A 26,431-nucleotide genomic window follows, 5' to 3' on the forward strand; every position below is an offset into this window, starting at 1 on the left:
CTTAGTCTCCCCAGCGGGTGAACAGGCTGTGCTCCACCCCCAGTTGGTCCAGAATGCGCCCGGCCAGATGGTTCACCAGGTCCTCTATGGTCCTGGGCTTGTGGTAGAACCCTGGCGAAGCGGGCACGATGTCCGCCCCGGCCTGCTTGGCCGCCAGCATGTTCTTGATGTGGATGAGGTTCAGCGGGGTTTCGCGGGTCACCAGCACCAGCCGTCTGCCTTCCTTCAGCGTCACGTCCGCCGCGCGGTGGATGAGGTTGGTGCCGAAGCCCTGGGCGATGGCCGCAAGGCTGGCCATGGAGCAGGGGCACACGATCATGCCCGCGTGCAGCCAGGAGCCGCTGGCCGGACCCGCCGCGATGTCCTTCTCGGAATAGGTTTTGTGCGCCAGCGCGGCCAGTTCGTCCGGGGCGAAGTCCGTTTCCAGCCCGATGACCTGCCGAGCGGCCTCGGAGAGGATGAGGTGCAGTTCGATGTCCTGGCGGCCGGACAGGGCCCGGGCAAGGGCGAAGGCGTACTGCGGGCCGCTGGCTCCGGTGACGGCGAGAAGGATGCGTCGTGCGTTCATGGCTCCCCTTGTGCGGACGGCCTGCGCCCGGCATGTGCAAGGATACGGGAACCCGGCTCCGTTTGCAACGCGCCCGGCCCTATGGCCAGAGCCCGGCCTCGCGACACTGGCCTTTGACCACCGGATTTTCGTTGCTCTGGATGGCCTCAATGCGCCGGGCCCGTTCGCATTCCCACTGGTCCACAGGGTACATGCGGTCCCAGGCGTCCATGAGTTGCTGCTGCTGGCGGCTGGGCGTGAAGCGCGGGTAGGCCCAGGCCATGTACTTGACCGTGCGGGCGATGGCCCCGCGCGCGTGTTCCGGCGGTTCCACCTTGTTGCCCTCGATCTTCATGCCGAAGGGCCCGAAGGTCTCCTTTGCGCCGGGCAGCATGGCGTAGTTGTAGTTGCTGCGCATGGCGTTCACCGCGCCGATGGCCGGGTACAGGTTGTACATGTCCGCCTGCATGAGCCGGTATTCCGCGTTCACCCGCTCCGCGCACTTCCTGCCCTTGAACGGCCCGCGCGCGTCCAGGCAGTCTGGGTGTCCGTCGCGCCACTCGGCAAAGCTGCGGCCGAAGTTCTCCGCTGGAACCACGTGCTCCCACTCGATGCGCTCCGCGCGCGCCTTGTGCTTGGGCGTATGGAACCCCGGCGGCGGCGTCACCTGGCCCTTGGCGTCGAAGACGGCCAGGCAATAGAAGGTCACGCGGTGGTCGTGGTACACATGGCGGAGCAGGGCGCGCTTGGCGTCCTGGAAGGACTGTTCGCGGGTGTTGCCGCGCGCGGCCTCGGCGGCGGGCCTCTCCTTGGCGGGCTTTGTGTCCGGCTCGCCGCAGGAGGCGAGCAGGAGCGCGGCCACAAGAGACGCCAGCAGCGTGGCCAGGCGACGGGAAGACGGTGCGGTGCGGTGGGGCGATTGGTGGGGCATGGCGTGTGTCATTGGGGGACAGGGGGTGTGGGGGATGCCTCCGGCGGCCAGGGGCGCGCCCCTGGACCCGTTGGCCGCGCTCCGGAGCAAAGCTCCGGAGCGCGGGGCAGGTCGTTACGGTTGCGGCAGAATCAGGCGCGACTGCTGGACGAGGCGCTCCCCACCCTTGGCGGGATTCCTAAGGGCGAAGCCCTTTGGCCCCCGGAGGGTGGACATGAGGCGATGCCGGGTCCTACAGCCCCAGCTGCCCCCAGAGCGCGTCCACCCTGGACTTCACGCCAGGGTCCATGCGCAGGGAGTCGGGCCACAGGCGGTGGTGGCCGTCCTCCGGGCCCTTCTTGGTGGCGTCGATGCCCATTTTCCCGCCATAGAAGGCCAGCGGCGAGGCGTGGTCAAGCGCGTCCAGCGGGCCTTCCAGGATGGCGATGTCGCGCCTGGGGTCCACATTGTTGCCGATGCGCCAGAGCACCTCGGACACGTTTTGCACGTTGATGTTCTTGTCCACCACCACGATGATCTTGGTGAACATCATCTGCCCCATGCCCCACAGGGCGTACATGACCTTGCGCGCCTGGCCGGGGTAGCGCTTGTCAATGGAGACGAAGCAGAGGTTGTGGAACACCCCTTCAAGGGGCAGGTTCATGTCCACCACCTCGGGCAGCTGCTTCTTGATCAGCGGCAGGAACAGGCGCTCCGTGGCCTTGCCGATGAAGCAGTCCTCCATGGGCGGCGGCCCAACGAGCGTGGCCGGGTAGATGGCGTCGTTCCTGTGGGTGAGGGCCGTGACGTGGAAGACCGGGTAGTCGTCGGCCAGGGAGTAGTAGCCCGTGTGGTCGCCGAAGGGGCCTTCGCGGCGGCGCTCCCCCGGATCCACGTAGCCCTCCAACACGAACTGGCTGGTTGCGGGCACTTCAAGGTCCACTGTCTTGCATTTGACCAGTTCCACCGGCTGGTTGCGCAAAAAGCCCGCAAAGAGCATTTCGTCGATTTCGTCCGGGATGGGCGCGGTGGCCGCGTAGGTCACGGCCGGGTCAGGGCCGATGGCCACGGCCACTTCCAGCCGCTTGCCGAGCTTTTCGGCCAGATGGTAGTGGTACGCCCCGCCTTTGTGCCGGTGCCAGTGCATCCCGGTGGTGTTCTTGTCGTACACTTGCATACGGTACATGCCCGCATTGCGTACGCCTGTCTCCGGATTCTTGGTGAAGACCACGGGCAGGGTGATGAACGGCCCGGCGTCGCCCGGCCAGGTGGTCAGGACCGGCATGATGCCGAGGTCCACCTGCTCGCCCGTCAACACCACGTCCTGGCAGCAGCCGCGCTTCACGTGGTCGGGAAAGATGTTGGCGAGCTTGGAGATCTTGGGGATCATCTGCAGCTTCTTGATGATGCCGTCGGGCCGCTCGATCTCCAGGTACTGATGGATGCGTTCGCCCAGCTCGTCCAGGTTGTCGGAATCCAGCGCCATGTTCATGCGCTTGTACGAGCCGTACATGTTGGTGAGCACCGGGAAGCGCGCGCCCTTGGCCTTTTCAAAGAGCAGGGCCGGGCCGAACTTCTTGCTCACCCGGTCCGTGACCTCGGCGATTTCGAGCTTCGGGTCCAGCTCCGCGCCGATGCGTTTAAGCTCCCCTTCGCGTTCCAGATGTTTGAGAAAGTCCTGTAAATCCTTGTAGGGCATGGAGTCCTCGCAGGTTTGCGTTTGTCGCACACTACCAAGGGGCGGCGCGCCTGACAAGGGAGCCAGTGACCTGGGCTTGACAAGTGGAAAACAAGAATTTAAACATTGTTTAACGCACGCGATGGTGAGAGAGCCGTGCGTTCAATTTTGCCGGGAGGCAGCCATGACCGTACAGCCCGATTCTGGAACCAAGGCGAGGCTCCTCGCCGCAGCCCGGGAACATTTCGCCCGGCGCGGGGTGAAGGAGAGCACCGTGCGCGACATATGCGCGCAGGCTGGGGCCAACGTGGCAGCGGTGAACTACCATTTCGGCAGCAAGGAAAAGCTGTTCATGGCCGTGCTCATGGACTTTCTTGAGAAGGCGCAGGACCAGTTCCCCGTGCTCATGGGCCTTGGGCAGGACGCTCCGGCAGAAGACCGCCTCAAGGCCTACATCCGCTCGCTGCTGTACCGGGTCATGGGCGATGGAGACCCTGTGAACGAGAAGCTCGGCCAGTTGTTGAGCGGCGAGTTCATCGAGCCTTCGCCGGACTTCGGCATCGTCACCGAGCGTTTCATCACCCCGCACCACGAGGTGCTGCTGGGCATACTGCGCGAGATGATGCCCACGGCCGATGCCCGCACCGTGCACCTTTGCGCCGCCGGGGTGGTGGGCCACTGCATTCTGTTCGAGAACGCCAAGCAATTCATCCGCCAGATGTACCCGGACATCAGCCTGGACAAACTCGGCGTCGAGTACGTTGCGGATTTCATCCACCGCTTCTCCCTGGCGGGCATCGCCCGCATGGCCGAGCACGGCTAGCCCCCTCCATCTTTCGTTGCCGCCCTTCGCCCCTCCCTTCGCCAAGCCCTCGTCTGCGACGACAGGGGGCCTGGCGGAGGCTTGAGGAGGGTGTCCTTGCGCCACACGCTCTTGACTTCCGGCCCATACGCCCCACCATAAATGAACAAGATGCGTTGCGTGCGACCCGAGGCGGGACGGAGCCGCGCTTCCCGAACCGCCGCAGTTGGTGTTTTACAAATTCTTGGGGCTGGGCTAGTATACACCCAGTCATTCCCCTTGGAGGAAAACATGCTTGGCGAACTTTTGCAGCCCCAGCATTTGTTGTTGATCCTGGTCATCGCCTTGTTGGTGTTTGGCCCGAGCAAGCTGCCGCAGATCGGCGCGAACATGGGCAAGACCATCCGCGAGTTCAAGTCGGCCTTGTCTGCGCAGGACGAGGTGAAGGTCGCGGCCCCGAAGCAGTCGGCCCAGCCGGAACCCGCCGCCCAGCAGCCTGTGCAGCCTGCCCAGACCTCCGCCCAGGCGGAGGCTCCGAAGCAGGAGCAGAAGAGCGCCTAGTGGCCGCCGTCATGTCCCGCCTGAACACTGTTGCGGGCCGTGCCTTGGGACAGCGTGCCAATTTGACGCGCGTGCCCGGTGAACTGGCTTGCGGTCCTGCCGCGTTCCGTCGGAGGCCGCACGGATGGATCTGACGTCGTTTCTGTCCACCTACGGCTATCTCGCCCTGTTCATCGGAACCTTTCTTGAGGGCGAGACGATCCTCATCATTGCCGGATTTGCAGCCTACAACGGACATTTGTCCTTGCCCCTGGCCATTCTCACGGCCTTTCTCGGCAGCTTCGCCGGAGACCAGACCGCCTTTTATATCGGCCGCTACAACAAGCGCTTTCTTGAAAAGCGGCTCAAGAAGTGGGAATGCCGGATCGAGAAGGTGCATCGCCTGTTGGAGAAACATCAGGTGCTGGTGCTGGTGTCGTTTCGCTTCTTCTACGGCTTCCGCAACGTGACGCCATTCGCCGTTGGCATTTCCAACATTCCGCCCTTGCGTTTCTTCTGCCTGAACGGCATCGGCGCGGTCATCTGGGCCGTCTCCTTCGGCGTTGGCGGCTATTATCTGGGCGACGTGCTGGAGCGGTTTCTTCAGGAGGCCAAGTGGTGGGTCGCCGGAGGGCTGTTGTGTGTTCTCGTCGCGGTGTGGGGCGTCAAGACGTTGCGCAACCGCAAGCGCAAGACCATTTGCTAGGGGCTATGGCTTAGCCCTGCGGAAGCGGTTTCCTTCGCCGGGAAGTTCCGGGATGACGCCCAGCGCCGCCCAGAGTTCGAATACCTCCAGCCCTGGCGCGTTCGCGGTTCGGGCCGTTGCTTCCGCTTCCTGATCGGGGTTGGCGTGGTACGTGCGGGTGCGGCCTCGGTCCAGGCTGAGCGCGCCGCCGCGAAAGGCCACTCCGGCCATGATCCCGACGCCATCGGCGAAGGTCATGACCGGCTGTTCCGTTGTCAGCCTGCCAACGCCCGTTTCCTCCCGCACGCCGAGCACATCGTACTTCGCCGAAGCGCCGAGGTCGAGCGACGCGCCGGAAAGCAGCCGTTCCACCATTTCCTCCTCGGTGATGACAAGCACCACGCGCGAGCGTTCCAGCCCGGCCTGCCAGCCGTAGCCAGCTCCGGCGACGCTTACGAACACCGGTGCGCCCCAGCCGCCGTCCGGCCTGCGGGCCACAAGCACCCCGTTTCCGGCGTGGATGGAATACATGAGGCCTGCCTGGTATACGCCGGGCAGGATCACGACCGCGCGGGCCAGGGGCAAGGCGTCATCCAGCACGCGCTCGGCCGTGGCGATTCGGATTTCGCGCAGGGCGTGCGCGGACTGCTCCACAAGCGCGGCTTCGGGCGAACGCCTTCTGGCTTCCTGTTGCGTCTGGACAGGTGCGGCCGCGCGGTGACTGGCCGATCCCGCACATGCGCCGATGACGGGCAGGGCGCACAGCCCGAGCAGGGACGCCAGCGCCAGCGTCCGCATGGCCTAGTCCGCCAGCCTGGCCAGCGCGGCCAGGCGCTTGTCCTGTTCCAGATTCCGCTGTTGTGCGGGAGATTCCAGGATCTCCCGCAACAGATCCACGCCATCCAGCAGGGTCTGGCACACGTCCGGGGCGGTGGCCAAGCGACCGGAACGCAGCAGGTCGAGCACGTTTTCCAGGCGGTGGGCGGCGGATTCCACATTGCGCAGTCCCAGCAGGTTGGCCCCGGCTTTCACGGAATGCGCATCGCGGAACACGGCGTTGAGGAGTTCGGGGTCCGCTGTCCGGGGGTCGTTCTCCAGGGCCAGCAGGCCGCGTTCCAGTTCATTGATGCGTGCGCCGCTCTCCTCTGCGAAGGCGGCCAGCACCTCTGGGTCATGGTCAAACATTCGCGGCGCTCCGTTTCGCATCGCTTGCGGCCGCAAGCTCCACGGCGATCTCCGGCAGACGCTCCAGATCCGGCTTGGCGATCTGCATGGTCGCGCCAACGCTTTCGCCCTTGTGGCGCAGCTCGTCGGTGATGATGGAGGAATAGAGGATCACGGGCACGTCCTTGAGTCTGGGATCGAGTTTCAGGTGCTTGGTCAGGCTGAAGCCGTCCATGAGCGGCATCTCGATGTCCGAGATGAGCACATCGATGAAGTCGGAGACCGGGCGCGCCTCGGCCTGGGCGCGCGCGGCCAACTCGCGCAGAATGCCCAGGGCCTCCTGTCCGTTGCCCACGACAGTGGGCGCAATGCCGGAACGCTCCAGGGTCTTTTGGATCATGAGGCGGATGGTGGCGGAATCGTCGGCCACAACAGCCTTGATCTCGCGCGGGGCAAGCACCTTGGGCGGGGCGGAGAAATCCAGTTCGTCGGGCGAGAGGTCGGCGATGATGGTCTCCAGGTCCAGCAGTTGTATGAAGTGCCCGTCGCGTTCCACAAGTCCGATTATGGCCTGGATGCCGGTCTTGGGCAGGTAGCCGTCCGGAGGAATGACCTCTGGCCAGCCCACGCGGTGGATGCCCGTGACGCCCGAGACCACGAAGCCCGTGACGGACTTGCTGAACTCCGTGACAATGACGTTGTCCCTGGGTGCCGGAGACTTGTTGATGCCGAGCCAGACGGCGAGATCGATGACCGGAAGGATGTGGCTGCGCAGGGGGATGAGCCCCCGGAAGCTGGGATGCGACGCGCCGGGTTGGACCTCCAGGCGCGGGCTCTCGATGACCTCCATGACCTTGGCCACGTTGACGCCGAAGGAGTGCCGCTCGGGCTCGTCCTGGGAACCGCGGTCCGAGTCGATGTGAAATTCGAGGATTTCAAGTTCGTTGGTGCCGGTTTCGAGCAGAATCCCGGTGTCCATGGCGTCCATGGCGCAAGCTCCCGTGTTGGCGTGATGGGGGTGCATACTGCAGAATGCTTACTCCCGCGAGGCTTGGCTGTAAAGCTTTCCGGTTCCGCTCAAATGCGTTGCCCGTATGCGGGTGCGGGCGATTTTCCCGCTTTTCTACTGGGGTGGACGAGAGTTTCGTTATTCCATGGCGCCCCGTGTCTACTGTTTTATAAAACAGGGAAATATATTTCGGAAAATGCTTGCCTATATCGTAATTCGGGTATAGCGGTGTATGTACTCTCCGCCGCCATGGATGTGTCGCGGTCCGGGCGGGGGAAGCCTTGCGCCGGGCTGGCGTCGAGGGGGCACGAATCGCGTCCCGAAACTTGAGACATGGAGGATATGCAAATGGCGAACGAGCTTGTGAACATGTCGGACCAGTTCAAGGGTCTCCCAATGGGCGATCTCATCGGCGGCCCGCTCAACGCGGCTTGCGAAGCCCAGATCAAGCTGGCGCAGGCCACGGCGGACTTCATCAAGGTCATTGGTTTTCTGCCCCCGGAAAAGGACTCCAAGGATCCCTACAGCGGCGGCACCCGCACGGCCACCTTCCGCTTCAAGCGTCCGGTGGACAATCCCACAATGAAGCCGGGCGATCCCGGCTCCACCAAGGAAGAGGAAGTGGAGATTTGCGTTCCGCTTCTGGCCATCGTCAAGGTTCCCAACCTGAGCATCACCACAGTGGATGTCACCTTCGACATGGAGGTGAAGTCGTCCTTCGCCTCCAAGGAATCCCAGGACACGGCAGCCTCGCTGGACGCCGAGATGTCCATCGGCTGGGGCTGCTTCAAGGCCACGGCCAAGGTGCACGGTTCCGTGGCCAGCCACAAGGAGAACACGCGCAGTTCTGACAATTCCGCCAAGTACCATGTGCTGGTCCACGCCGAGGACAAGGGGATGCCCGAGGGTCTGGCCCGCGTCATGGACATCCTCCAGACGGCGTGCGCGCCCAGGGCCATCGGCGCGGCCAAGGACGTTCCCGCTTTGAACTAATGCGGCGGCCGGACCCCGGCCCGTTTCGCGCCAACAGCCTATACCGTGGACCCGGGGCGTCCGCAGACGTTCCCGGGTCCGCACCGGCGGAGCGCCATGGTCGATCTATCGGAAATACGGTTTGTCAAGCGTGTCACGGTCGGCAGCGACAACCCCGCGCACATGTGCAGCCCGGAACAGCTTGAGGCGGCAAACGCCCTGCTCAACCGTTGTCTGAACGACACCCCCAGAGGCCATATCCTGGGCATCGAGAAAAGCTTCACGGTCCTGCAGTCGGGGGAACACCAGGTGGTGCTCCAGTGGATGGTCTACCATGTGGGCTTCCCCCGCAAGCCCATCTGGCTGGATTCCTGAGGAGGCGAGCATGGCGGAAGAGCTTTTGGACGATCTGCTGCGGTCGCTTCAGGCGGCGTTGGACGAAGCCGGGGCGCGGGTCGATTCGGCGAGCGCCGCGCGCCGCAACGTGCCTGGGCGGAGCCTGACTTTCATGCTGCCCCGCGCAGGCGGCTGCCAGGACGCCGTCGAAGCTGTTGAGATTCCATTGGACAGTTTGCGGCCCTCCGCGCGCCTGCGGGTCGCAGGGGTGTCGCTGGACTTTGACTGCGAACTGGCGCGCGTTGGGCTGTTCCGCGCGCGGCGCAGGACAGTGGTGCGCATCGTGCCTGGCGGCGCAGCGCCAGGCCGAACGCGGCGGATGCGCATTGTCCTGGAGTGCGGGGACCGGGCGCAGGGCGAGGTGCGCATCGACGGGATGCTGCTGCAAAACCTGCCCGTGCCGCGGGCCACGGCGCACAAGCCGCTGGGGCCGTTGCGGACCGTCGTTGCCCGGATGCTGGAGATGCTGCTGCCGGGCCGCCCTCTGGAAGGCTTTGTGCTGAACGAGGAGCAGTCGCGGCGGGTGGAACGTTTGTGTGCATGATGAACACAACAGGAGGCTGAACATGAACGCATCGAACTATGCCCAGTGGTTCACCAAGGCGGCGCTTGCCGCCATGCTGGCCTTTGCCCTGGCCGCAACGGCCCTGGCCGGGGGCAACCCGCCGGATGACATGAACGGCGTGTGGACCGGGGAGACCGCCTCGGGGCAGACCTCGGCCATCACCTTGACCCTGGGCGAGGCGTCGTCGAGCCTGCGCTACGGCAATCCGCGCAGTTGCATCCTCGGCCTTGAGGACGCCATCGACAATCCCGACGGTTCGCGGAAATACGCCTTGGCCACGTCCACGGGCGGCCGCTGCGATGATTTTCTCAACTGCAAGCTTGTGCTGCGTCACGCCGGATCAAGCGCACTGGACTACGAGATCAAGGACACAGGCGGCAAGAGCGTTGAGCAAGGGCAATTGCGGCGCCGTGCCGCCCGGAAGTAAGCCCACCCGTGGACCGTTGGGAACAGCGGCGGTCTGCGACCCGACACCTTGAACCCCGGGAGTGCCCATGGCCAGCAACATACGCCTGAATGATCTGATCGAGGCCTTGGCGGGAGCGGTCATTGAGGCCCAGGACAACATCGAGCGGCATCAGATATCCAATCTGCGCAGCTACTTCGATGATCAGATGCGGCCCAAGAGCCTCGTGGTGCGGCTGCCGTCCATACAGCCCCAGGCCGAGCCCGGCTCGGAGGACTATTACCGCGCCCCCCTGCTGCCGCTGGTTTCCGCCAATATGCTTAAAATCAAGGATGTCGAAATCACCTTTGACGCGGACTTGGGGCAGCTGTTGGAGGCGCCGGCCGAGGAGCCGCAAAAGGGAAAGGAGTCGGCAAAGGATGCGCCCGAGGCCCCGCGCAAGGACATCTTCGTGGACATGGCCGGAAGCAGGCAGGGCAAGGCCGGGAGCATCCATGTGGTGCTGCGCGTGGAAAGCGCGGAGACCACCGACGGTGCGGGTCGGCTCATCAACCACCTTGCGCAGACCCAGGGCGTGTTCAAGACCTTCAAGGCCGATTGACGCGGTACGACGGGCCGCGCGGGAGGATGACATGGCGGTGTTTCGGAACGGTTCAAATGGGGTCGAGGTGACGCGCATCCAGCAGCGGCTGGCCGAGCTGGGGCTTTTTTCCGCGAGTCCGGACGGGGTGTACGGCGCGCAGACCGAGGCGGCGGTGCGGCGTTTTCAGCAGAGCCAGGGGCTCGCCGTTGACGGCGCGGTCGGGCCGCAGACCTGGGCGCTGCTTTTCCCCGGCCAGGAGGCTGGCGCGCCGCTGGTTTCCGGCGATGTGGCCACGCGCAGCCTGGCCCTTACCGGCTCCTTCGAGACCGGACATTTGGCCCCGGAGTGCTTCGCCGCGGTGACGGGCAATTTCGATGGCCAGGGCATGAGCTTTGGGGCCTTGCAGTGGAATTTCGGCCAAGGCTCCCTGCAACCGCTCTTGAAACGGCTTCTGGACGAACACCCGGACGTTGCGGAGAAGGTCTTTGGCAATCGGCTGGACGAACTGCGGCAAGCCGTGCTGGGCGGCCGCGACGCCTCCATGCGCTTTGCCGCGTCCATACAGGCGCCCGGCGGCAAAAACGTCGCCGAGCCCTGGCGCACCCTGTTCCATTCCCTTGGCCTCACGCCGGAGTTCCAGGCAATCGAGCGCGACGGCGCGGCCGCCTATTTCGATCGCGCGGTGCGCCTGTGTTCGGCGTACGGCTTGTGGTCCGAGCGGGGCAGGGCGCTCATGTTCGACATCTGCGTGCAGAACGGCAGCATTGCCGACGCCACGGCCAAACTCATCCAGTCCGGATTCGCCGCGCTGTCCGCAAACCTGCCCCCGGAGGAGGCCGAGGTGGAGCGGATGCGCATCGTGGCCAACCGCCGCGCCGAGGCGGCCAATCCGCGCTTTGTGGAGGATGTGCGCACGCGCAAGCTGTGCATCGCCGAAGGCCGGGGCACGGTCCACGGCATTGCCTACGACCTGGAGGGCCAGTTCGGACTGGGCCTCCGTCGCGTGGCCTAGGCGGCCCCGCCTCTGCCCGGCCATTGTCCCCACACCCTTGAACCAAGGAGCCTCCCATGCCGAATTATAAGCCTATGCAGACCTATGTGGTGAACAAGCTGGACATGGAGGTGCATCCCTTCGCGGCCGCGCCGGAAAACCGCTTCGAGCAGGGGGTGGCCCTGCAGTACGGGGCCGACTTCAAGATTCGCTTCCGCAGGCAGGGCGAGCACAAGGACACGCTCGGCCTGCTGCAGCTGATCTTCCCCCAGACACAAATTTTCCAGCACACCCAGCCCCACGCCTGGAACGTGGACAAGCAGGCCCTGGGCCAGGAGACGGTCACCATGGCCAAATGCCTCTATGGCAATGACGCCACCCTCATCGGCGCGCACTCCGCGCCCTACCAGGGGCAGCACATGCGCTCCCTTGGAACGGGGGAATGCTGGCTCATCGACACCCCGCGCGAGATAAGCGGCGCGTTCGCCAATGGCGTGTTTACCGGCCAGACCTCCACCAAGTTCGCCAACTACGTGGTGGAACTCTCCGGTGCCGATGGGCGGATCTTCAACCAGGGGGCCATCTGGGGCTACTCCGTGGTGCAGAACGGCCAGAACCTGGACGAGTTCGACTGGCTGGTCCAGCCGCCGAGGGAAGTGCGGTTACGAGACACCAATGAGCATCTGGACGCCATTGCGCGCTTTCTTGGGCTGGACCAGACCACGGAAGAAGCGCGCAAGGCCGCCAGGGCGCGCATCGCGGGCATGGTGGTCGGGGGGTGACGCCTGTCCCTGCGGCGTCCTGCCTCTGGCCCTAAGGAGCGAGCACACATGGCCCCGGAGCAATCCGGGGCTTTTTGCGTCCGTCCCGAGCCTGTGCCAGGAAGGGGCGCGGCGCTTGCCGCTTGGCTCCGCGCCCGCTTTGGGCTACAGATGTTGGCCTGCCTGGCGGGAAACACGGCGGGCTGCCGCCGATTTTTTCGGAATCAGGCCACGGAATGCACGGCCGGAAGCTTGGGCGGCAGGGGCGCTGGACAGGGCCGATTGATGAAAGAGAGGATTTGGGCAGAGTCTACGCAACGCATGGGGATTCTGTGGCGCGCCAGGGAGGATTCGAACCCCCGGCCGACGGCTTAGAAGGCCGTTGCTCTATCCACCTGAGCTACTGGCGCGCACGGGTTTCCTTCACTAAACAAGCAACGCGGCGCGGTCAAGGGGCCGCGCGGACAAGGCCGCCGTGACGCACACCTATGAAGACTTCCTGGCCAGGCTGGACGAGCTTGGCGTGTTCCATATGGATCTGTCCCTGGACCGCATGGCCGCTTTTGTGAAGCGCGCGGGGCAGCCTGGCTTTCCGGTGCTGCATGTGGTGGGCACCAACGGCAAGGGCTCCACTTCCACGGTGCTGGCGGAACTGCTTTCCACCCACGGGCTGCGCGTGGGCCTGTTCCTCAGCCCGCATTTTGTCTCCGTGCGCGAGCGCGTTCTGGTGGACGGGGCCATGCTGTCCGAGGAGACCTGGGCCAGGCTTGGCGCGCGCGCGTTCGAACTCGCAGAGGGTCTTGGCCTCACCTATTTTGAGGTGCTCACGGCTGTTGCCCTGCTGGCTTTCCAGGAGGCCGGCTGCGGTGTGGCGGTGATGGAGGCGGGCCTTGGCGGCCGGTTCGACGCCACCAATGTCCTTAATCCCGCGCTCACCGTGTTCACCCCCATCGCCATGGACCACATGAACGTGCTGGGTGACACCCTGGAGAAGATCGCAGAGGACAAGGCCGGAGCCATGCGGCCGGACGCAGTGGCGGTCAGCGCTCCGCAGGAGCCTGCGGCCTGGGCCGTGCTGGAGGCCCGCGCCGCCGCCGTGGGCGCGGAGCTTGTGCCCGCCACGGAGGTGCTGCGCTATTCGCGGCGTTCCGGACGGGTGGAGCCGGGCGGCCATGCGCGCTACGTCCGCACCGTGCGCCACATCGACGAGGCTTGGCTGGCCCTTGCTGGCGCGCACCAGGAGCAGAACGCCCGCACGGCCCTTGCCGCGTTCCATGTGCTCGCGGCCCGCATGCGCCTGCCGGTGAGCGCCGATGCCTGCCGCGAGGCCCTCAGGCGCGCCTTTATTCCCGGCCGGATGCAGATTGTCGCCGATGCTCCCGGCTTGCCGTCCCTGCTCATTCTGGACGGCGGCCACAACGCCCACGGCCTCGCCGCCCTGAAGCGCTCATTGGAGGACGAGGGCATCCGCCCGGTCGCCGTTGTGGTGGGCTGCCTGCGCGACAAGCCGCTGGACCGGATGCTGCCGCTTGTGCGCGCCATCGCCGGGGAGGCCCCGGCCTATGCCGTGGGCATTCCCTCCTGCCCGCGCGCACTGGGGCCGGGAGAGCTGGCGGTGCAGCTGGGCAGCGGCTCCGCGCCGGACGTGCACTGGGCGCTCAAACGGTTACAGGACGCCAACGGCCCGGTGCTGGTCTGCGGTTCCTTGTATTTGCTGGGGGAGTTTTATACACAGCACCCTTGGCTGCTGGAACGCCGCCAAGCCGTAAGCGACCTCGGGAGGTTCCGTCAGTGAGCACGCTTTTCCGTCACATCCCCCCCGTGGACCAGGCGCTTTCGGCCCTTTGCGCGGCTGATTCCGCCGGGGCCGAGGTCTTCAGCGCCGCGCCGCGCCCGCTGGTGAAGGACCTGGTGAACGGCTTTCTGGACTTGCTGCGCGAGGAGATCCGCGCCGGGGCCGTCACCGAGGCCGGACAGCTGGACCTCGCCACGCTGGCTCCGCGCATGGCCGCCTACGTGCGCCAGGGGCTGCGTCCGCGCTTCCGACGGGTGCTGAACGCCACGGGCGTGGTGGTGCACACCAACATGGGCCGCTCTCTTCTGGCGCGCGAGGCCGTGGAAGCCGTGGCCTCGGCCGCCGCCCACTATTCGAATCTGGAGTTCGACCTCGCCACCGGCCTGCGCGGCAGCCGCTATTCCCATGTGGAGGAGCTGCTCTGCCGCCTCACTGGAGCCGAGGCCGCCCTTGTGGTGAACAACAACGCCGCGGCCGTGCTCATCGTGCTGGACACCCTGTGCAAGGGCCGGGAAGTGGTGGTCTCGCGCGGGCAGCTGGTGGAGATCGGCGGGAGCTTCCGCATCCCGGAGGTCATGGCCAGGAGCGGGGCCATCCTGCGCGAGGTGGGCGCAACCAACCGCACGCATTTGCGCGACTACGAAGCCGCCATCGGGCCGGACACCGCCGCCCTCATGAAGGTCCATACCAGCAATTACCGCATGACCGGTTTCGTGAAGGAGACGCCGCTCCCGGAGCTGGCCGCCCTGGCCGAGCGCCACGGCCTGCCCGTCATCGAGGATCTGGGCAGCGGCAGCCTGCTGCGCTTCGACGGTCACGGCCTGCCTGGCGAGCCCACGGCGGCCGAGGCCATCGCCCAGGGCGCGGACGTGGTCACCTTTTCCGGCGACAAGGTCCTGGGCGGCCCGCAGGCGGGCATCATCGTTGGCCGCAGGGAGATCGTCGAGCGCATCAAGAAGAACCAGCTGAACCGCGCCCTGCGCATCGACAAGCTGACCTTGGCCGCGTTGGAGGCCACCCTGCGCCTGTACCTGGACCCGGAGCAGGCGCGCAAGCGCGTGCCCACACTGGCCATGATGACCCGTCCGCTCGTCCCGCTGCGCGCTCAGGCCTCGCGCCTGGCCGGACTGCTGCGCAGGAGTCTTGCCGACTCTTTGGACATCGCCGTGCGCGCGGGCGCGTCCCGCGTGGGCGGTGGGGCTTTCCCGGAGGCCGACCTGCCCACGGCGCTTGTCTGCCTGAAGCCGCTGGACATGACCGTGGATGCCCTGCGCGAGGCTTTGCTCGCCACCGATCCGCCGCTGGTCGGCCGCGTGGAGGACGACGCCTTCTGCCTGGACCCGCGCACCCTGGATTCTTCCGAACATCCCCTTGTGCTCGCCGCCCTGCGCCAGGCGCTGGGCCGGGCATGAGCCACCCCCAATGAACCATATCGGAGCATCACGTGAGCAAGAAGACGCCAGAGCTTGAGCATAGTCAGAAGAACTGCTGGGACGTGTATTCCGGCACTGCCGAAAAAAAGGCCGTGGAGGCCTGCGCCCAAGGCTACATCGACTTCATTTCCCGTTGCAAGACCGAGCGCGAGACCGTGGAGCACCTGCTGACCAGGGCAAAGGCCGCGGGCTTTCGCGAGGAACTCGGCCCCAAGGTCAAGGCCTACGCCCGCGCCCAGCGCGGCAAGACCCTGCTGCTGGCCCGGCGCGGCAGGAAGCCCCTGTCCGAGGGCTTTCGGCTCATCGGGGCCCACGCGGACACCCCGCGCATCGACCTGAAGCAGCACCCCCTGTACGAGGACTCCGGCCTGGGCCTCATGAAGACCCACTACTATGGCGGCATCCGCAAGTACCAGTGGCTGGCGCGCGAGCTGGCGCTGCACGGCGTTGTGGTCAAGAAGGACGGCGCTGTGGTGCAGGTGACCGTGGGCGAGGATCCGGCCGATCCGGTGCTGACCATAACCGACTTGCTTCCCCACCTGGCGCAGAAGCAGGTGGAGCAGAAGGTGGCCGACGCCTTTGACGCCGAGAAGCTGAACGCCGTGGTGGGCCACGAACCGTCTGGCCGTGGCGAGGAGAAGAAGGCCAGGGACAAGGACCGCGTGAAGGGCCGCGTGCTGGAGCTTCTGCACGCCCGCTACGGCATTGCCGAGGCCGACCTGTTCAGCGCGGAGCTGCAGCTTGTGCCCGCCGGGCGCGCGCGCAGCGTGGGGCTCGACGCGTCCATGGTGGGCGGTTACGGGCACGACGACCGCTCCTGTGTGTTTGCCGCCTTCGAGGCCCTGCTGGCCGAAAAGACCCCGGAGCACACCCAGCTGGCGCTTTTCTGGGACAAGGAGGAGATCGGCTCCGAAGGGGCGACCGGCGCGCAGTCGCGCTTCTTCGAGTACGCCCTGGAGGAGCTTGTGGAGGTCTGGGAGCCCAAGGCCAGGCTCTCCCGCGTGTTCGAGCGCGGCATGGCCATCAGCGCGGACGTGAACGCCGCCGTGGACCCGGACCACCTGGACGTGTTCGAGAAGCTGAATGCGGCCTACATGGGCCTTGGCCCCTGCTTCAACAAGTTCACCGGACACCGCGGCAAGGTGGGGGCCAACGACGCGCACCCGGAGTTCGTGGCCTTCCTGCGCCGCATTCTGGACCAGGCGGGCGTGCCCTGGCAAATGGCCGAGCTGGGCAAGGTGGACCTGGGCGGCGGCGGCACCGTGGCCAAGTTCCTGGCCAAGTACGGCATGGACGTCATCGACATGGGACCGGCCGTGCTCTCCATGCACAGCCCCTTCGAGGTGCTGGGCAAGGCCGACCTTTACGCCACGGTCCAGGCCTGCCGCGCGTTCTACAAGAGTTAGGAGGCCGACCTATGCCGGTCATCATGGGCACAGCCGGACACATCGACCACGGCAAGACCACGCTGGTCAAGGCGCTCACGGGCATCGACTGCGACCGCCTGGCCGAGGAGAAGAAGCGCGGCATCACCATCGAGCTTGGCTTCGCCTTCATGGACCTGCCCGCCACGAAAACCGGCCCCGCACGCCTGGGCGTGGTGGATGTGCCGGGCCACGAACGCTTCGTCAAGAACATGGTGGCTGGCGCGGCCGGCATCGACTTCGTGCTCCTGGTCATTGCGGCGGACGAGGGGGTGATGCCGCAAACCCGCGAGCATCTCGAAATATGCTCGCTGCTTGGCATCGGCGCCGGCGTGGTGGCCCTCACCAAGACCGACATGGTGGAGCCCGATTGGCTGGACATGGTCAAGGAGGAGGTGGCCGAGTACCTCAAGGGCAGCTTCCTGGAGGGCGCGCCCATCGTGCCTGTTTCCGCCCACACCGGGGCCGGGCTGGAGGAACTCCGGGCCGAGCTGGCCAAACTGGCCGAGGGCTTCCAGCCGCACCGCCGCAGCGACCTGCTCCGCCTGCCCGTGGACCGCGTGTTCACCATGAAGGGGTACGGCACCGTGGTCACCGGCACGCTGGTCTCCGGAAAGGTCAAGGTGGGCGAGGACATCACCGTGTACCCCGGCGGGCTGTCCACCAAGGTGCGCACCCTGCAATCCCATGGCGCGCAGGTGGAGGAAGTCCCCGCTGGAAGCCGCACCGCCGTCAATCTCGCTGGCCTGGAGGTGGAGCAGCTTTCGCGCGGGGACGTGCTGGCCCGGCCCGGCTCGCTTTTCCCCAGCCCCTTCTGGGACGTGGAGCTTACCTGCCTCAAAAGTTCGCCACGCTCCATCAAACACAGGAAGGAGGTCCACTTCCACCACGGCGCGCGCGAGGTCATGGCCCGCGTGTACCTGCTGGAAGGCGAGGCCCTGGAGCCGGGGCAGACGGCTGTGTGCCGCATCCGCTTTTCCGAGCCCCTGGCCGGGGTGTTCGGCGACCGCGTGGTGGCCCGCTCTTTCTCTCCCTTGCGCACCATCGCGGGCGGCAGGCTCCTGAATCCGTTGCCGCACCGGGTGAAGCGCTTTTCCTCCTCTGTGGAGACCCTGCGCGGCCTGGGGGAAGCGGAGCCTGAGGGCATCGTGCTGGGGCAGCTGGCCCTGGCCGGGAACGGGGGGCTTACCTTCGCCCAGTTGCTGGTGGCCACCAGCCTGGAATCCAAGGCGCTGGACAAGGCGCTCCAGCTCATGGGCGGCCGCCAGGAGGCCTTTCTCATCGACCGCGAGGCCCGGCTGTTCGTGTCCGGCCAGGTGGTGCGGCAGCTCTCGGACTCCCTTTTGGCGCACCTGGCGGATTTCCACGCCCGCGAGCCCATGAAGCCTGGCGTTGCGCGGGGCGGGCTCGCGTCCACCTGGGGGCGCAGGCTCGCGCCCAGGTTGTTCCACTTCGTGCTGGAAGGCTTGCTGCGCAAGGGGGCCATCGCCGCGGAGGCCGAACTGCTGCGTCTGCCGGAACATCGGGTGTCCCTGGCCTCCGACGCCTCCGCCCTGCGGGAGAAGATCTTGGCCGCCTACGTGGGCGGGGGCGAGACCCCGCCGAACCTCAAGGACGTGCTGGAGCCTCTTGGCGTGAGCTTCAAGGAGGCCGCGGCCGTGTTCAAGGTGCTGCAGGACGAGGGGCGGCTGGTGAAGATCAAGGAGGAGATGTACTACGCCCGCGAGGCGCTGGACGCGGTCATCGGCCGCACGCGGGACTTCTTCGCCAGCCATGAGGAAATGACGCCCCAGGATTTTCGCGAGGTGTCGCAGCTTTCGCGCAAATACGCCATCCCCATCCTGGAGTACCTGGACAAGGAGAAGTGGACCGTGCGCGTTGGCGACAACCGCCGTTGGCGCAAGAAGCAGGAATCATAGATGATTATTGTTGTTGCAAAACGGGGGAGACTTGCGCACAGTGCCGCCCTGGCGCGTGCGGCAGGGAAGCCGGGCGCCGTGCCGGGCAAAGAAAAAGGCCCCGCGCGGAACGCGGAGCCTCGTGCTTCTCAAGTGGGGTGAATGAAGGGGCTTGAACCCTCGGCCCCCAGGGCCACAACCTGGTGCTCTGCCAACTGAGCTACATTCACCACAAGAGGAAGAATTCTTTATACGAGGCCCGCGCGGCGGTCAAGAACAAAATCCGATTATTCCGGGGCGGGAGCGCGATTCCGTCCCAGCACAAAGGAACATCCATGGACAAGCTCATCATCGAAGGCGGCGTGCCCCTGAAGGGGACCATCACGGTCAGCGGCTCAAAGAACGCGGCCCTGCCCATCCTTACGGCCTGCCTGCTGGCCAAGGGGCCGGTGCGGCTCACCAACGTGCCGCGCCTGCGCGACATCAACACCACGCTCAAGCTCTTGAACATCCTGGGCTGCGAAACGACCTTCGAGGGCGATACCGTGACCGCCGAGGTCAAGGGTCTCAAGGCCGAGGCGCCCTACGACCTGGTGAAGACCATGCGCGCCAGCGTGCTTTGCCTGGGGCCGCTTCTGGGCCTTCTGGGCGAGGCCAAGGTGGCCCTGCCCGGCGGCTGCGCCATCGGCGCGCGGCCCGTGGACCTGCACCTGAAGGCCCTGGAGCGCATGGGCGCGCGCTTCATGCTCGACTCCGGCTACATCACGGGCATCTGCGGCTCCCTCATCGGCGCGCGCATCATGTTCGACTTCCCCACCGTGGGCGGCACCGAGAACCTGCTCATGGCCGCCAGCGTGGCCAAGGGCTGCACCATCCTGGAAAACTGCGCCCGCGAGCCCGAGGTGGTGGACCTGGCCAACTTCCTGAACGCCATGGGCGCGCGCATTCGCGGCGCGGGCAGCAGCGTCATCGAGGTTGAGGGCGTGCGCGAGCTGAAGGGCTGCGAGTACCGGGTCATGCCCGACCGCATCGAGGCCGGCACCTACCTGGTGGCAGGGGCCATCACGGACGGCGAGCTGCGGCTTCTGGACTGCCCTGTGGACGACCTGGACGCGCTGATCACCAAGCTGCGCGAGATGAACGTCTCCGTGGAGGCGCAGACCGACGGCAGCGTGCTGGTGCGCCGCAACGGCCCGCTGCTGGGCGTGGACGTGACCACCCAGCCGCATCCCGGCTTCCCCACGGACATGCAGGCCCAGCTCATGGCCCTCATGTGCGTGGCCGAGGGCTCGGGCTCCATCCAGGAGAAGATCTTCGAGAACCGCTTCATGCACGTTTCCGAACTGGCCCGCATGGGCGCGCGCATCACGCTCAAGGACCGCACGGCCATGGTGCGCGGCGTGGACAGGCTGGTGGGCGCGCCGGTGATGGCCAGCGACCTGCGCGCCAGCGCCTCCCTGGTGCTGGCGGGCCTGGCCGCCCAGGGCGTCACCGAGGTGGCGCGCATCTACCACCTGGATCGCGGCTACGAGCGCATGGAAGAGAAGCTGTCCGCCGTGGGCGCGCGCATCCGGCGCGAGAAGGAATAGGGCCGGAACCGGGCGGAAGCCTGTGGGCGCGGACCGGGACAGCGCGGGCATGGCCCGGCACGGACTGCTGGCCTGGCAGGCGTACCTGCTGTGTTTCGCAGCCGGGGTCTGGTCCCTGCGGCATCCGCAGGCGGCGTTGGCCTCGGCCGGGCTTGTGTGGCTGGGGCTGGTCCTGTTTCGCAGACCGGCCTTTGCCTCCGCACTGGCTTCCCTGGCCCTGGCCGGGGCCTGCCTGTTCGTTGGCCAGCAATACGCCAGCTTCCGGCTGCCGCAAGCCCCATCCCTGCCAGCGGCGCTGGGCGAGACCCGCTCCACGGCGCGGGTTTTCGCCCGCGTGGCCGAGGTGACGGACAAGCCCTTCGGTCGTCTGGAAATCCTGCTCAAGGACGCCAGGGCCGAATTGTTGCCTGAGCGGAGACGCGGCGGAGACGCTGCCGCCGTGTCCGCTGCCGCGCCAGAGTCGCAATGGCTGATGCTTCCCGGGCGCATCGCCTGGGACTGGGACGAGCCCGGAGCGCGCCCTGCGCCTGGGCAGAGCGTGGAGGTCGTGCTGCGTGTGCGGCCCGTGCACGGCTTCGCCAACTTTGGCGGCGCGGATTTCGAGTGGCGCGAGCGGTTGCGTGGCGTGTTCCTGCGCGCCTATACGCGCGGGCCGGACATCGAGGCGGTCTGGGGCGAACGCCCGGCCCATGCGTTGTGGGATCTGCGCGAGTCCTTGCGCGGGCGGTTGCTCGCGCTTCTGCCGGAGACTCCGGGCGGCGCGGTGCTCCTGGGGCTGCTTCTGGGCGACCGGTCGCGCATCGGGCTGGAGGCCACGGAGGATATGCGGGCGGCCGGGCTTTCGCACACGCTGGCGCTTTCCGGGCTCAACGTGGTCTATGTGGCCCTGCTGGGCCTGGGGTTGGCTTGGCTTGCCGGGATGGTCCGGCCGGGCGTGTACGTGCGTATTCCCCGCCAGAAGCTCGCGGTGCTGCTCTCGCTGCCGCTGGTGGCAGCCTATGTGTGGCTTGGCCAGGGCAGCCCCTCGCTGGTGCGTGCGGCGCTCATGTACGGATCGTGGGGAATCCTGCTGCTGCTGGACCGGGGTCGCCCCCTGGTGGACGGGCTGTTCCTGGCCGTGGCGCTCATGCTGGTGTGGGATCCGCTGGCCGTGTACGACCTGGGCTTGCAGATGTCCGTGGCGGCGGTCGCCGGGCTGGCCTTCCTGTATCCCTGGCTCGACGCCCTGGTTCCCCAGGCGCGGGGGCGCGCTTTGCGCCTGGCGCGGCGGGTTTGGCAGGCCTTGGCCTTGACGCTTTCCGCCAACCTCGCCCTTTTGCCGATCTCCCTCTGGTGCTTCGGAACCTATCCGCCAAATTTCCTGCTCAACCTGGCCTGGGTGCCTGTCCAGGGTATGCTGGTGCAACTGCCGGGCATGGCCGGGCTTGCGTTGGCGGTTGCGCCAGGAGCGGAGACCGCGTCCGCCGCCGTCTTGTCCTTCGCCGCGCTGGTCCAGGGCTGGATGCTCGATTGCCTGCATCTGCTGGCCGCGCGGGGCTGGTTTCCCACCTGGGCCGTGCTGCGGCCCCTGTGGCCCGAGCTGCTCGGCGCGTCGGCTCTCCTTGCAGCGGCGTCGGCCAGCCTTCGGCCGGACAGACCGACGCCCCCGGCCGCGCTGGCCCTGTGCGGACTGCTTCTTGTCGTCTGGCCCCACGCCTTGCTGGCCCAAGACGAGATGCGCGATGCGGTGCGGCTGTCCGTGCTGGATGTTGGGCAGTCCCAGGCCGTTGTGGTGGAGGCCCCTGGCGGCAGGCGAGTGCTCGTGGACGGCGGCGGGGCCATGAGCCCGACCTTTGACATCGGCCGGTCCGTTGTCGCTCCGGCGCTTGCCTGGGGCAGGCCGCCCAGACTCGACGCCGTGGTCATGACGCATCCGGACGCGGACCATGCCCAGGGTTTGGCCTGGATTCTGCGCCATTTTCGCGTTGGGGCGTTCTACACCAATGGCCGCTGGCCGGAGGGACGGCTGGGCCTTGCACTGGACCAGGCCCTTGCCGAGGGCGTGAACGCCGGGCGGCTGGCCCCGCGCGTTCTTACCGCCGGGGAGCGTTTGGATTTGGGGGAAGGTGTCGTGCTTGAGGTTCTGCACCCGGCGGACGGATACGCAGGGCGCAACGCCAACGACGAATCGGTTGTGTTGCGTCTTGTCTGGCGCGGGCAGGGGCTGGCGCTCTTGCCGGGCGACATCCAGCGCGACGGCATCGAGGCCATGCTGGACGCCGGGGTGGATGCGCGCGCCGCCGTGCTGCTGCTGCCGCACCATGGGTCCAAGTCGAGCCTGTCCGGAATGTTGTACGAAGCCGTTGCGCCGGACCTGGCGCTGGCGAGCTGCGGCTTTTTGAACCAGTACCGCTTTCCCAACGCGGACGTTGCGGCCGAACTGGCCGGGCGGGGAATTCCCCTCGCGGCGACGCCGTGGCGCGGAATGCTGCGTCTGGCCTGGGCGGGGCCGGGCCGGGAGTTCGGCCTTACTTCCGCCCGGCCTTGAGGCCGTTTCCGTTGTTTCCGTCGTTTCCGCTCGTGGGGCGGTTCAGGCTGCGCCGCATGTATTCCCATGCCTCCTGGGTGGGCAGGGGGCGCGCGTACAGGTAGCCCTGGGCGTACTCGCAAGCCAGGCCGCGCAGCAGATCGCGCTGGACTTCGCGTTCCACCCCTTCGGCGATGACCTGCAGTTGGAGGGAGTGCGCCAGGCTGATGATCGCCTTGACGATCTCCAGGCCCTCCGGGCCGGTTTCCATGCGCTGCACGAAGGACAGGTCGATTTTGAGGGTGTCCAGCGGGAATTGCTGCAGGCTGCTCATGGAGGAGTAACCGGTGCCGAAGTCGTCGATGGACAGGGCCATGCCCAGGCTTTTGAGCCTGCGCAGCTTGTCCACGGCGCTTGTTGCGTTGTCCATGATTGCGGTCTCGGTGATTTCCAGCTTGAGGGCCTGCGGAGGCAGACCGGTTTCCGCGAGCACCGTCTTTACGTCCTCCACAAGGGTTGGGTCGGAGAATTGCCGCGGGGAGAGGTTCACGCTCATGACCAGTTCGCGGGCATAGGGCGAGTCCGCGCGCCAGCTCATAAGCGTCTGGCAGGCCTCGCGCAGGACCATGAGCCCGATGTCCACGATGAGGCCGGACTCCTCGGCCACGGGGATGAACTCGCCAGGAGAGATGAGCCCGTTCTGAGGGTGCCGCCAGCGGATGAGGGCCTCGAATCCGTGCAGGGCGGCGGCGTTGTCCAGTCGCACGATGGGCTGGTAGACCAGGAAGAATTCGCCTCTGCTGATCGCTCCGCGCAGGTCGGTTTCCAGCACCAGCAATCGGCTGGCGCGTTCCAGCATGGCCTGGGTAAAGGCCTTGAAGCGGTTGCGCCCGGCTTTTTTGGCTTGGTGCATGGCTACGTTGGCATTGCGGAGCAGGTCTTCCGGGGTTTCCGCCCCCTGTCCGCCCAGGGTTATGCCGAGGCTTGCGGTGAGCTGGATTTCGTGGCCGCCCAGGGAGAAGGGTTGGCGCAGGGCGTTTCTGATGCGCTGCACGGCCTGGATGGCCTCGCGCGGGGAAGCGAGTTCTTCAAGCAGGATGACGAATTCGTCGCCCCCGAAGCGCGACACCGTGTCGAAGGAGCGGATGCTCTTGCGCAGCATGTCGGCCACCGTCACCAGGACCTGGTCGCCGAAAGTGTGGCCCAGGCTGTCGTTCAATATCTTGAAGCGGTCCAGGTCGAGAAAGATGAGTGAGAAGGAGTGGGCCGTGCGCCTTCGGCTGCGCTCCATGGCTTGCCGGATGCGGTCCAGGCAGAGGGTGCGGTTGGCCAGGCCGGTAAGCGGATCGTGCAGGGCCAAGTGCCGGAGCTGTATCTCCATTTCCTTGCGGTCGGTTATGTCGCGCAGGCTGATGCGCGTGCCCATGGAGCCCCCGCCGGAGCCCATGACATCGCGCTTGACCTCGTTGACCCAGCGCAGTGAACCGTTGCGGTGGCGGATGCGGTAATCGAGCGACTCGTCGTCCTTCCCGTGGGCGTGGAATCGCCGCCAGGCGTCCAGGTCGGCCTGGTGCACCAGGTCCTCCAGCCCGCGAGGATTGTGCAGGAAGTGCTCGCGCTGATAGCCGGTGATGCGTTCGCAGGAGGGGCTTACGTAGAGCATTTCGCCCGCGGGGCCGATCCAGCATTCCATGCCATGCGTGTACTCCGCCACGATGCGGTGACGGTCCTCGCTTTGCTGCAAGGCCTGCTCGGTTTGCACCTGGCGGGTGATGTCCACGGCGATTGCCGCCACGCCTGTGATGGTGCGGTTTTGCATGAGCGGAAACTTGGAGACCTGCAAATGACGCGTTGGGCCGCCGGAGCGCAGGCGCACCTGCTCCTGCACCATGAGGGGCTTGCCCTCCCGTTGGACGTAGGCGTCGTACTCGCGCAGCATTGCGGCCACGTCCTCGGGCCAGATGTCCGTGTCGAGCCGACCGATGATCTTCTGCGGGGGCAGTCCCAGGCATTCCCCGAAGGCGGGATTGCAGAAGACATAGCGGCCGGACAGATTTTTTATGAAGGCCATGGCCGGAGAGTTTTCCATGAAGGAGGCGAAGAGCTGGCGGCTTTTGTCCAGTTCGGCCTCGATCATCTGCCGCACGGTGACGTCTCGGGCGATGAGCACGGCGTAGCCCGTGCCCGCGAAGCTGTGCAGGGTCACCGTGATTTCCACGGGCACGCTGTGGCCCTCGGCGCCGGAAAGGGAGGTGACGATATGCCCGTTGCGGAAGTGCAGATCGCCGGTGGCTTGCAGCGCCCCGGCGTAGCGGGCGGCGATTTCCTGAGGGAAAAAGCGCGAGATGTGCGCGCCTATGGCCTCGGCCCTGGACAGGCCGAGCATCAGGAGCGCGGTTTCATTCACATCGGCCACGCTCCAGTCGGCGGTGAGGAACATGAATATGGCGTCGTTGGCGTGGTCCACAACGGAACGGAAGCGCTCCAGTTCGTCCAGCCTGCGCCGCAGTTCCGGATAATAGCTCTTGGCCATGGAGCGCTCGCCAAGCCCGATGAGCCTGTCGCGCAGCGAGTCCGGTGCGTTTTTCGGATCAGAGGGCATTCTGGTACACGGCTCGGATGTCCCCCGCCGTGGGGGCCTTGGGGTTGGTCACCATGCACGGGTCGTGCAGGGCGAAGTTCACCAGTCCGTCGATGTCCGCCTCGGTGACGCCGAGGGACCCCAGGCCGCCGGTGACCCCAACGGCGTGTTTGAGGGCGCGCACCCGGGACAGCACCGCGTCGCGTTTTTCCTCATGGTTTGCCGTTGGCGCCAGTTCGGCGCCCATGGCCCTGGCTATGTCCGCATAGCGGTCCGGCGCGGCATCGAAATTGTAGGCGATGACGTGGTCCAGGAGCAGGGCGTTGCACTGGCCGTGCGGCAGGTCCATGAGCCCGCCCAAACTGTGGGCCATGGCGTGCACCGCTCCAAGGATGGCGTTGGAGAATGCCAGGCCGGCGTACATGCTGCCGAGCATCATGCCCGCGCGGGCTTCGGCGTCTTCCGGACAGTCTATGGCCTGGGGCAGGCACTGGGAGATGCGCCTGATGGCGTCCAGCGCGAAGAGGTCCGTGGTTGGGCCGTGGGCGTTGGAGACGTACGCCTCGATGGCGTGGGTGAGGGCGTCCACGCCGGTGTTCGCGGTGAGTCCCGGCGGCATGGTCAAGGTCAAAAGCGGGTCGATGAGGGCCACATCGGGCACCATGGCCTTGCTGACAATGGCGATTTTGACCTTGCGCGAGGTGTCGTTGATGATGGCGAACTGGGACACGTCGGCCGAGCTGCCCGCCGTGGTGGGAATGCAGATGAGCGGAGGGCCGGGATGCGCCACGTTGTCCACGCCTTCAAAATCCAGCACGTTGCGGTCGTTGGTCACCACGATGCCGATGCCCTTGGCGCAATCCATCGGGCTGCCGCCGCCAACGGCCACAATGGCGTCGCAGGCGTTTTCGCGGTAGCGCTCGGCGCCGAGCATGACCTCGTGGTCTCGCGGATTGGGGTGGATGTCGGAGAAGAGCACCGCTTCAACACCCGCATCGCAGATGCTTTGCATTATGCCTGGGAACCAGGAAAGGGCCAGCACGCCGGGGTCGGTGACGAGCAGCGCGCGACGCGCGCCGAGATTCTGTACGTAGCGCCCGGCAAGGGTGGCCGCGCCTCCTCCGAACACGGATTCCGGAGCGAGGAACTTGCGCAGATCAAGCAGTGACGTGGTGGTCATGTATTCCTCCTCCATC

General features: G+C 66.3%; 24 protein-coding genes and 2 tRNA genes. 16 read left to right on the forward strand and 10 right to left on the reverse strand.

Annotated elements, in window-relative coordinates; translation table 11 throughout:
• Window position 1: 1 nt before the first annotated feature.
• The 3 genes from CHB73_RS05360 to CHB73_RS05370 all read right to left on the reverse strand — a co-directional run bounded on the left by CHB73_RS05360 (window position 2) and on the right by CHB73_RS05370 (window position 3,186).
• The gene (locus tag CHB73_RS05360) at window positions 2–568 is read right to left on the reverse strand and encodes a UbiX family flavin prenyltransferase (protein ID WP_089272865.1); all 567 of its coding nucleotides are present in this window, start codon (window positions 566–568) and stop codon (window positions 2–4) included.
• Between the two features lie 79 nt (window positions 569–647).
• On the reverse strand, window positions 648–1,478 hold the full coding sequence (locus CHB73_RS05365; protein ID WP_089273399.1) for an endonuclease: 831 nt from the start codon (window positions 1,476–1,478) through the stop codon (window positions 648–650).
• A 232-nt stretch (window positions 1,479–1,710) separates the two neighbouring features.
• Window positions 1,711–3,186 (reverse strand): menaquinone biosynthesis decarboxylase, encoded by a 1,476-nt coding sequence (locus CHB73_RS05370; protein WP_235641521.1) that lies wholly within the window; start codon window positions 3,184–3,186, stop codon window positions 1,711–1,713.
• Between the two features lie 133 nt (window positions 3,187–3,319).
• Here CHB73_RS05370 and CHB73_RS05375 point away from each other — a divergent pair, with 133 nt between their 5' ends.
• The 3 genes from CHB73_RS05375 (at window position 3,320) to CHB73_RS05385 (ending at window position 5,183) form a co-directional block, all read left to right on the forward strand.
• Window positions 3,320–3,958, forward strand: coding sequence for a TetR/AcrR family transcriptional regulator (locus tag CHB73_RS05375; RefSeq protein WP_179216909.1), 639 nt, complete (start codon window positions 3,320–3,322; stop codon window positions 3,956–3,958).
• 270 nt (window positions 3,959–4,228) lie between these two features.
• On the forward strand, window positions 4,229–4,498 hold the full coding sequence (locus CHB73_RS05380; protein WP_089272871.1) for a twin-arginine translocase TatA/TatE family subunit: 270 nt from the start codon (window positions 4,229–4,231) through the stop codon (window positions 4,496–4,498).
• 124 nt (window positions 4,499–4,622) lie between these two features.
• Window positions 4,623–5,183, forward strand: a complete 561-nt coding sequence (locus tag CHB73_RS05385; protein ID WP_089272873.1) for a DedA family protein — start codon at window positions 4,623–4,625, stop codon at window positions 5,181–5,183.
• Window positions 5,184–5,186: 3 nt separating this feature from the next.
• On the opposite strand, the gene CHB73_RS05390 is transcribed toward CHB73_RS05385, so the two are convergent.
• Genes CHB73_RS05390 through CHB73_RS05400 form a run of 3 tightly spaced genes read right to left on the reverse strand, consistent with a single transcriptional unit; the run spans window position 5,187 to window position 7,314 of the window.
• Complete coding sequence (locus CHB73_RS05390) at window positions 5,187–5,960, reverse strand: lipid-binding SYLF domain-containing protein (RefSeq protein WP_089272875.1); 774 nt, start codon at window positions 5,958–5,960, stop codon at window positions 5,187–5,189.
• A 3-nt stretch (window positions 5,961–5,963) separates the two neighbouring features.
• Window positions 5,964–6,347, reverse strand: a complete 384-nt coding sequence (locus CHB73_RS05395) for an Hpt domain-containing protein (protein WP_179216910.1) — start codon at window positions 6,345–6,347, stop codon at window positions 5,964–5,966.
• Window positions 6,340–7,314 (reverse strand): chemotaxis protein, encoded by a 975-nt coding sequence (locus CHB73_RS05400; protein ID WP_089272879.1) that lies wholly within the window; start codon window positions 7,312–7,314, stop codon window positions 6,340–6,342. The genes CHB73_RS05395 and CHB73_RS05400 overlap by 8 nt, the downstream gene beginning before the upstream one ends.
• A gap of 369 nt (window positions 7,315–7,683) precedes the next feature.
• On the opposite strand from CHB73_RS05400, the gene CHB73_RS05405 reads away from it, so the two are divergent.
• The 7 genes from CHB73_RS05405 (at window position 7,684) to CHB73_RS05435 (ending at window position 12,030) form a co-directional block, all read left to right on the forward strand.
• Window positions 7,684–8,328, forward strand: a complete 645-nt coding sequence (locus CHB73_RS05405; RefSeq protein WP_089272881.1) for a DUF2589 domain-containing protein — start codon at window positions 7,684–7,686, stop codon at window positions 8,326–8,328.
• A 96-nt stretch (window positions 8,329–8,424) separates the two neighbouring features.
• Window positions 8,425–8,682 carry a hypothetical protein gene (locus CHB73_RS05410; RefSeq protein WP_089272883.1) on the forward strand — a complete coding sequence of 86 codons (258 nt, stop codon included), beginning with the start codon at window positions 8,425–8,427 and terminating at the stop codon, window positions 8,680–8,682.
• A 10-nt stretch (window positions 8,683–8,692) separates the two neighbouring features.
• On the forward strand, window positions 8,693–9,247 hold the full coding sequence (locus CHB73_RS05415; protein ID WP_089272885.1) for a hypothetical protein: 555 nt from the start codon (window positions 8,693–8,695) through the stop codon (window positions 9,245–9,247).
• Window positions 9,248–9,269: 22 nt separating this feature from the next.
• Window positions 9,270–9,695: a hypothetical protein gene (locus CHB73_RS05420; protein WP_089272887.1), complete on the forward strand. Its 426-nt coding sequence runs from the start codon at window positions 9,270–9,272 to the stop codon at window positions 9,693–9,695.
• 67 nt (window positions 9,696–9,762) lie between these two features.
• Entirely contained in the window at window positions 9,763–10,275 is a 513-nt protein-coding gene (locus CHB73_RS05425; RefSeq protein ID WP_179216911.1) for a DUF2589 domain-containing protein, read from the forward strand.
• A 31-nt stretch (window positions 10,276–10,306) separates the two neighbouring features.
• On the forward strand, window positions 10,307–11,269 hold the full coding sequence (locus tag CHB73_RS05430) for a peptidoglycan-binding protein (RefSeq protein ID WP_089272890.1): 963 nt from the start codon (window positions 10,307–10,309) through the stop codon (window positions 11,267–11,269).
• A gap of 56 nt (window positions 11,270–11,325) precedes the next feature.
• Window positions 11,326–12,030, forward strand: a complete 705-nt coding sequence (locus CHB73_RS05435) for a hypothetical protein (protein WP_143337314.1) — start codon at window positions 11,326–11,328, stop codon at window positions 12,028–12,030.
• A 312-nt stretch (window positions 12,031–12,342) separates the two neighbouring features.
• On the opposite strand, the gene CHB73_RS05440 is transcribed toward CHB73_RS05435, so the two are convergent.
• Window positions 12,343–12,419: transfer RNA gene (locus CHB73_RS05440), tRNA-Arg, on the reverse strand.
• Between the two features lie 65 nt (window positions 12,420–12,484).
• Between CHB73_RS05440 and CHB73_RS05445 the strand changes: the two genes are divergently transcribed.
• From CHB73_RS05445 to selB, 4 genes are read left to right on the forward strand one after another with little or no spacing between them, the layout of a single operon-like run.
• On the forward strand, window positions 12,485–13,804 hold the full coding sequence (locus tag CHB73_RS05445) for a bifunctional folylpolyglutamate synthase/dihydrofolate synthase (RefSeq protein WP_235641522.1): 1,320 nt from the start codon (window positions 12,485–12,487) through the stop codon (window positions 13,802–13,804).
• Complete coding sequence (selA, locus tag CHB73_RS05450; protein WP_089272894.1) at window positions 13,801–15,216, forward strand: L-seryl-tRNA(Sec) selenium transferase; 1,416 nt, start codon at window positions 13,801–13,803, stop codon at window positions 15,214–15,216. Before CHB73_RS05445 ends, selA begins: the two co-directional genes overlap by 4 nt.
• 32 nt (window positions 15,217–15,248) lie before the next feature.
• Entirely contained in the window at window positions 15,249–16,643 is a 1,395-nt protein-coding gene (locus tag CHB73_RS05455; protein WP_089272896.1) for an aminopeptidase, read from the forward strand.
• 11 nt (window positions 16,644–16,654) lie between these two features.
• Entirely contained in the window at window positions 16,655–18,580 is a 1,926-nt protein-coding gene (gene selB, locus CHB73_RS05460) for a selenocysteine-specific translation elongation factor (RefSeq protein WP_089272898.1), read from the forward strand.
• Window positions 18,581–18,713: 133 nt separating this feature from the next.
• Here selB and CHB73_RS05465 read toward each other — a convergent pair.
• Window positions 18,714–18,789 (reverse strand) — tRNA-His (locus CHB73_RS05465).
• Between the two features lie 105 nt (window positions 18,790–18,894).
• Between CHB73_RS05465 and murA the strand changes: the two genes are divergently transcribed.
• Both murA and CHB73_RS05475 read left to right on the forward strand, forming a co-directional pair.
• On the forward strand, window positions 18,895–20,148 hold the full coding sequence (gene murA, locus CHB73_RS05470) for a UDP-N-acetylglucosamine 1-carboxyvinyltransferase (RefSeq protein WP_089272900.1): 1,254 nt from the start codon (window positions 18,895–18,897) through the stop codon (window positions 20,146–20,148).
• A gap of 49 nt (window positions 20,149–20,197) precedes the next feature.
• The gene (locus CHB73_RS05475; RefSeq protein ID WP_143337315.1) at window positions 20,198–22,675 is read left to right on the forward strand and encodes a DNA internalization-related competence protein ComEC/Rec2; all 2,478 of its coding nucleotides are present in this window, start codon (window positions 20,198–20,200) and stop codon (window positions 22,673–22,675) included.
• Here the strand turns inward: CHB73_RS05475 and CHB73_RS05480 are convergent.
• Both CHB73_RS05480 and ercA read right to left on the reverse strand, forming a co-directional pair.
• Entirely contained in the window at window positions 22,656–25,256 is a 2,601-nt protein-coding gene (locus CHB73_RS05480) for a sensor domain-containing protein (protein WP_089272904.1), read from the reverse strand. The genes CHB73_RS05475 and CHB73_RS05480 overlap by 20 nt on opposite strands.
• The gene (gene ercA / locus CHB73_RS05485) at window positions 25,246–26,415 is read right to left on the reverse strand and encodes an alcohol dehydrogenase-like regulatory protein ErcA (protein WP_089272906.1); all 1,170 of its coding nucleotides are present in this window, start codon (window positions 26,413–26,415) and stop codon (window positions 25,246–25,248) included. Before ercA ends, CHB73_RS05480 begins: the two co-directional genes overlap by 11 nt.
• Window positions 26,416–26,431: the final 16 nt, after the last annotated feature.

It is taken from the genome of Humidesulfovibrio mexicanus, assembly GCF_900188225.1.
GTDB classification, from domain to species: Bacteria; Desulfobacterota; Desulfovibrionia; order Desulfovibrionales; family Desulfovibrionaceae; genus Humidesulfovibrio; species Humidesulfovibrio mexicanus.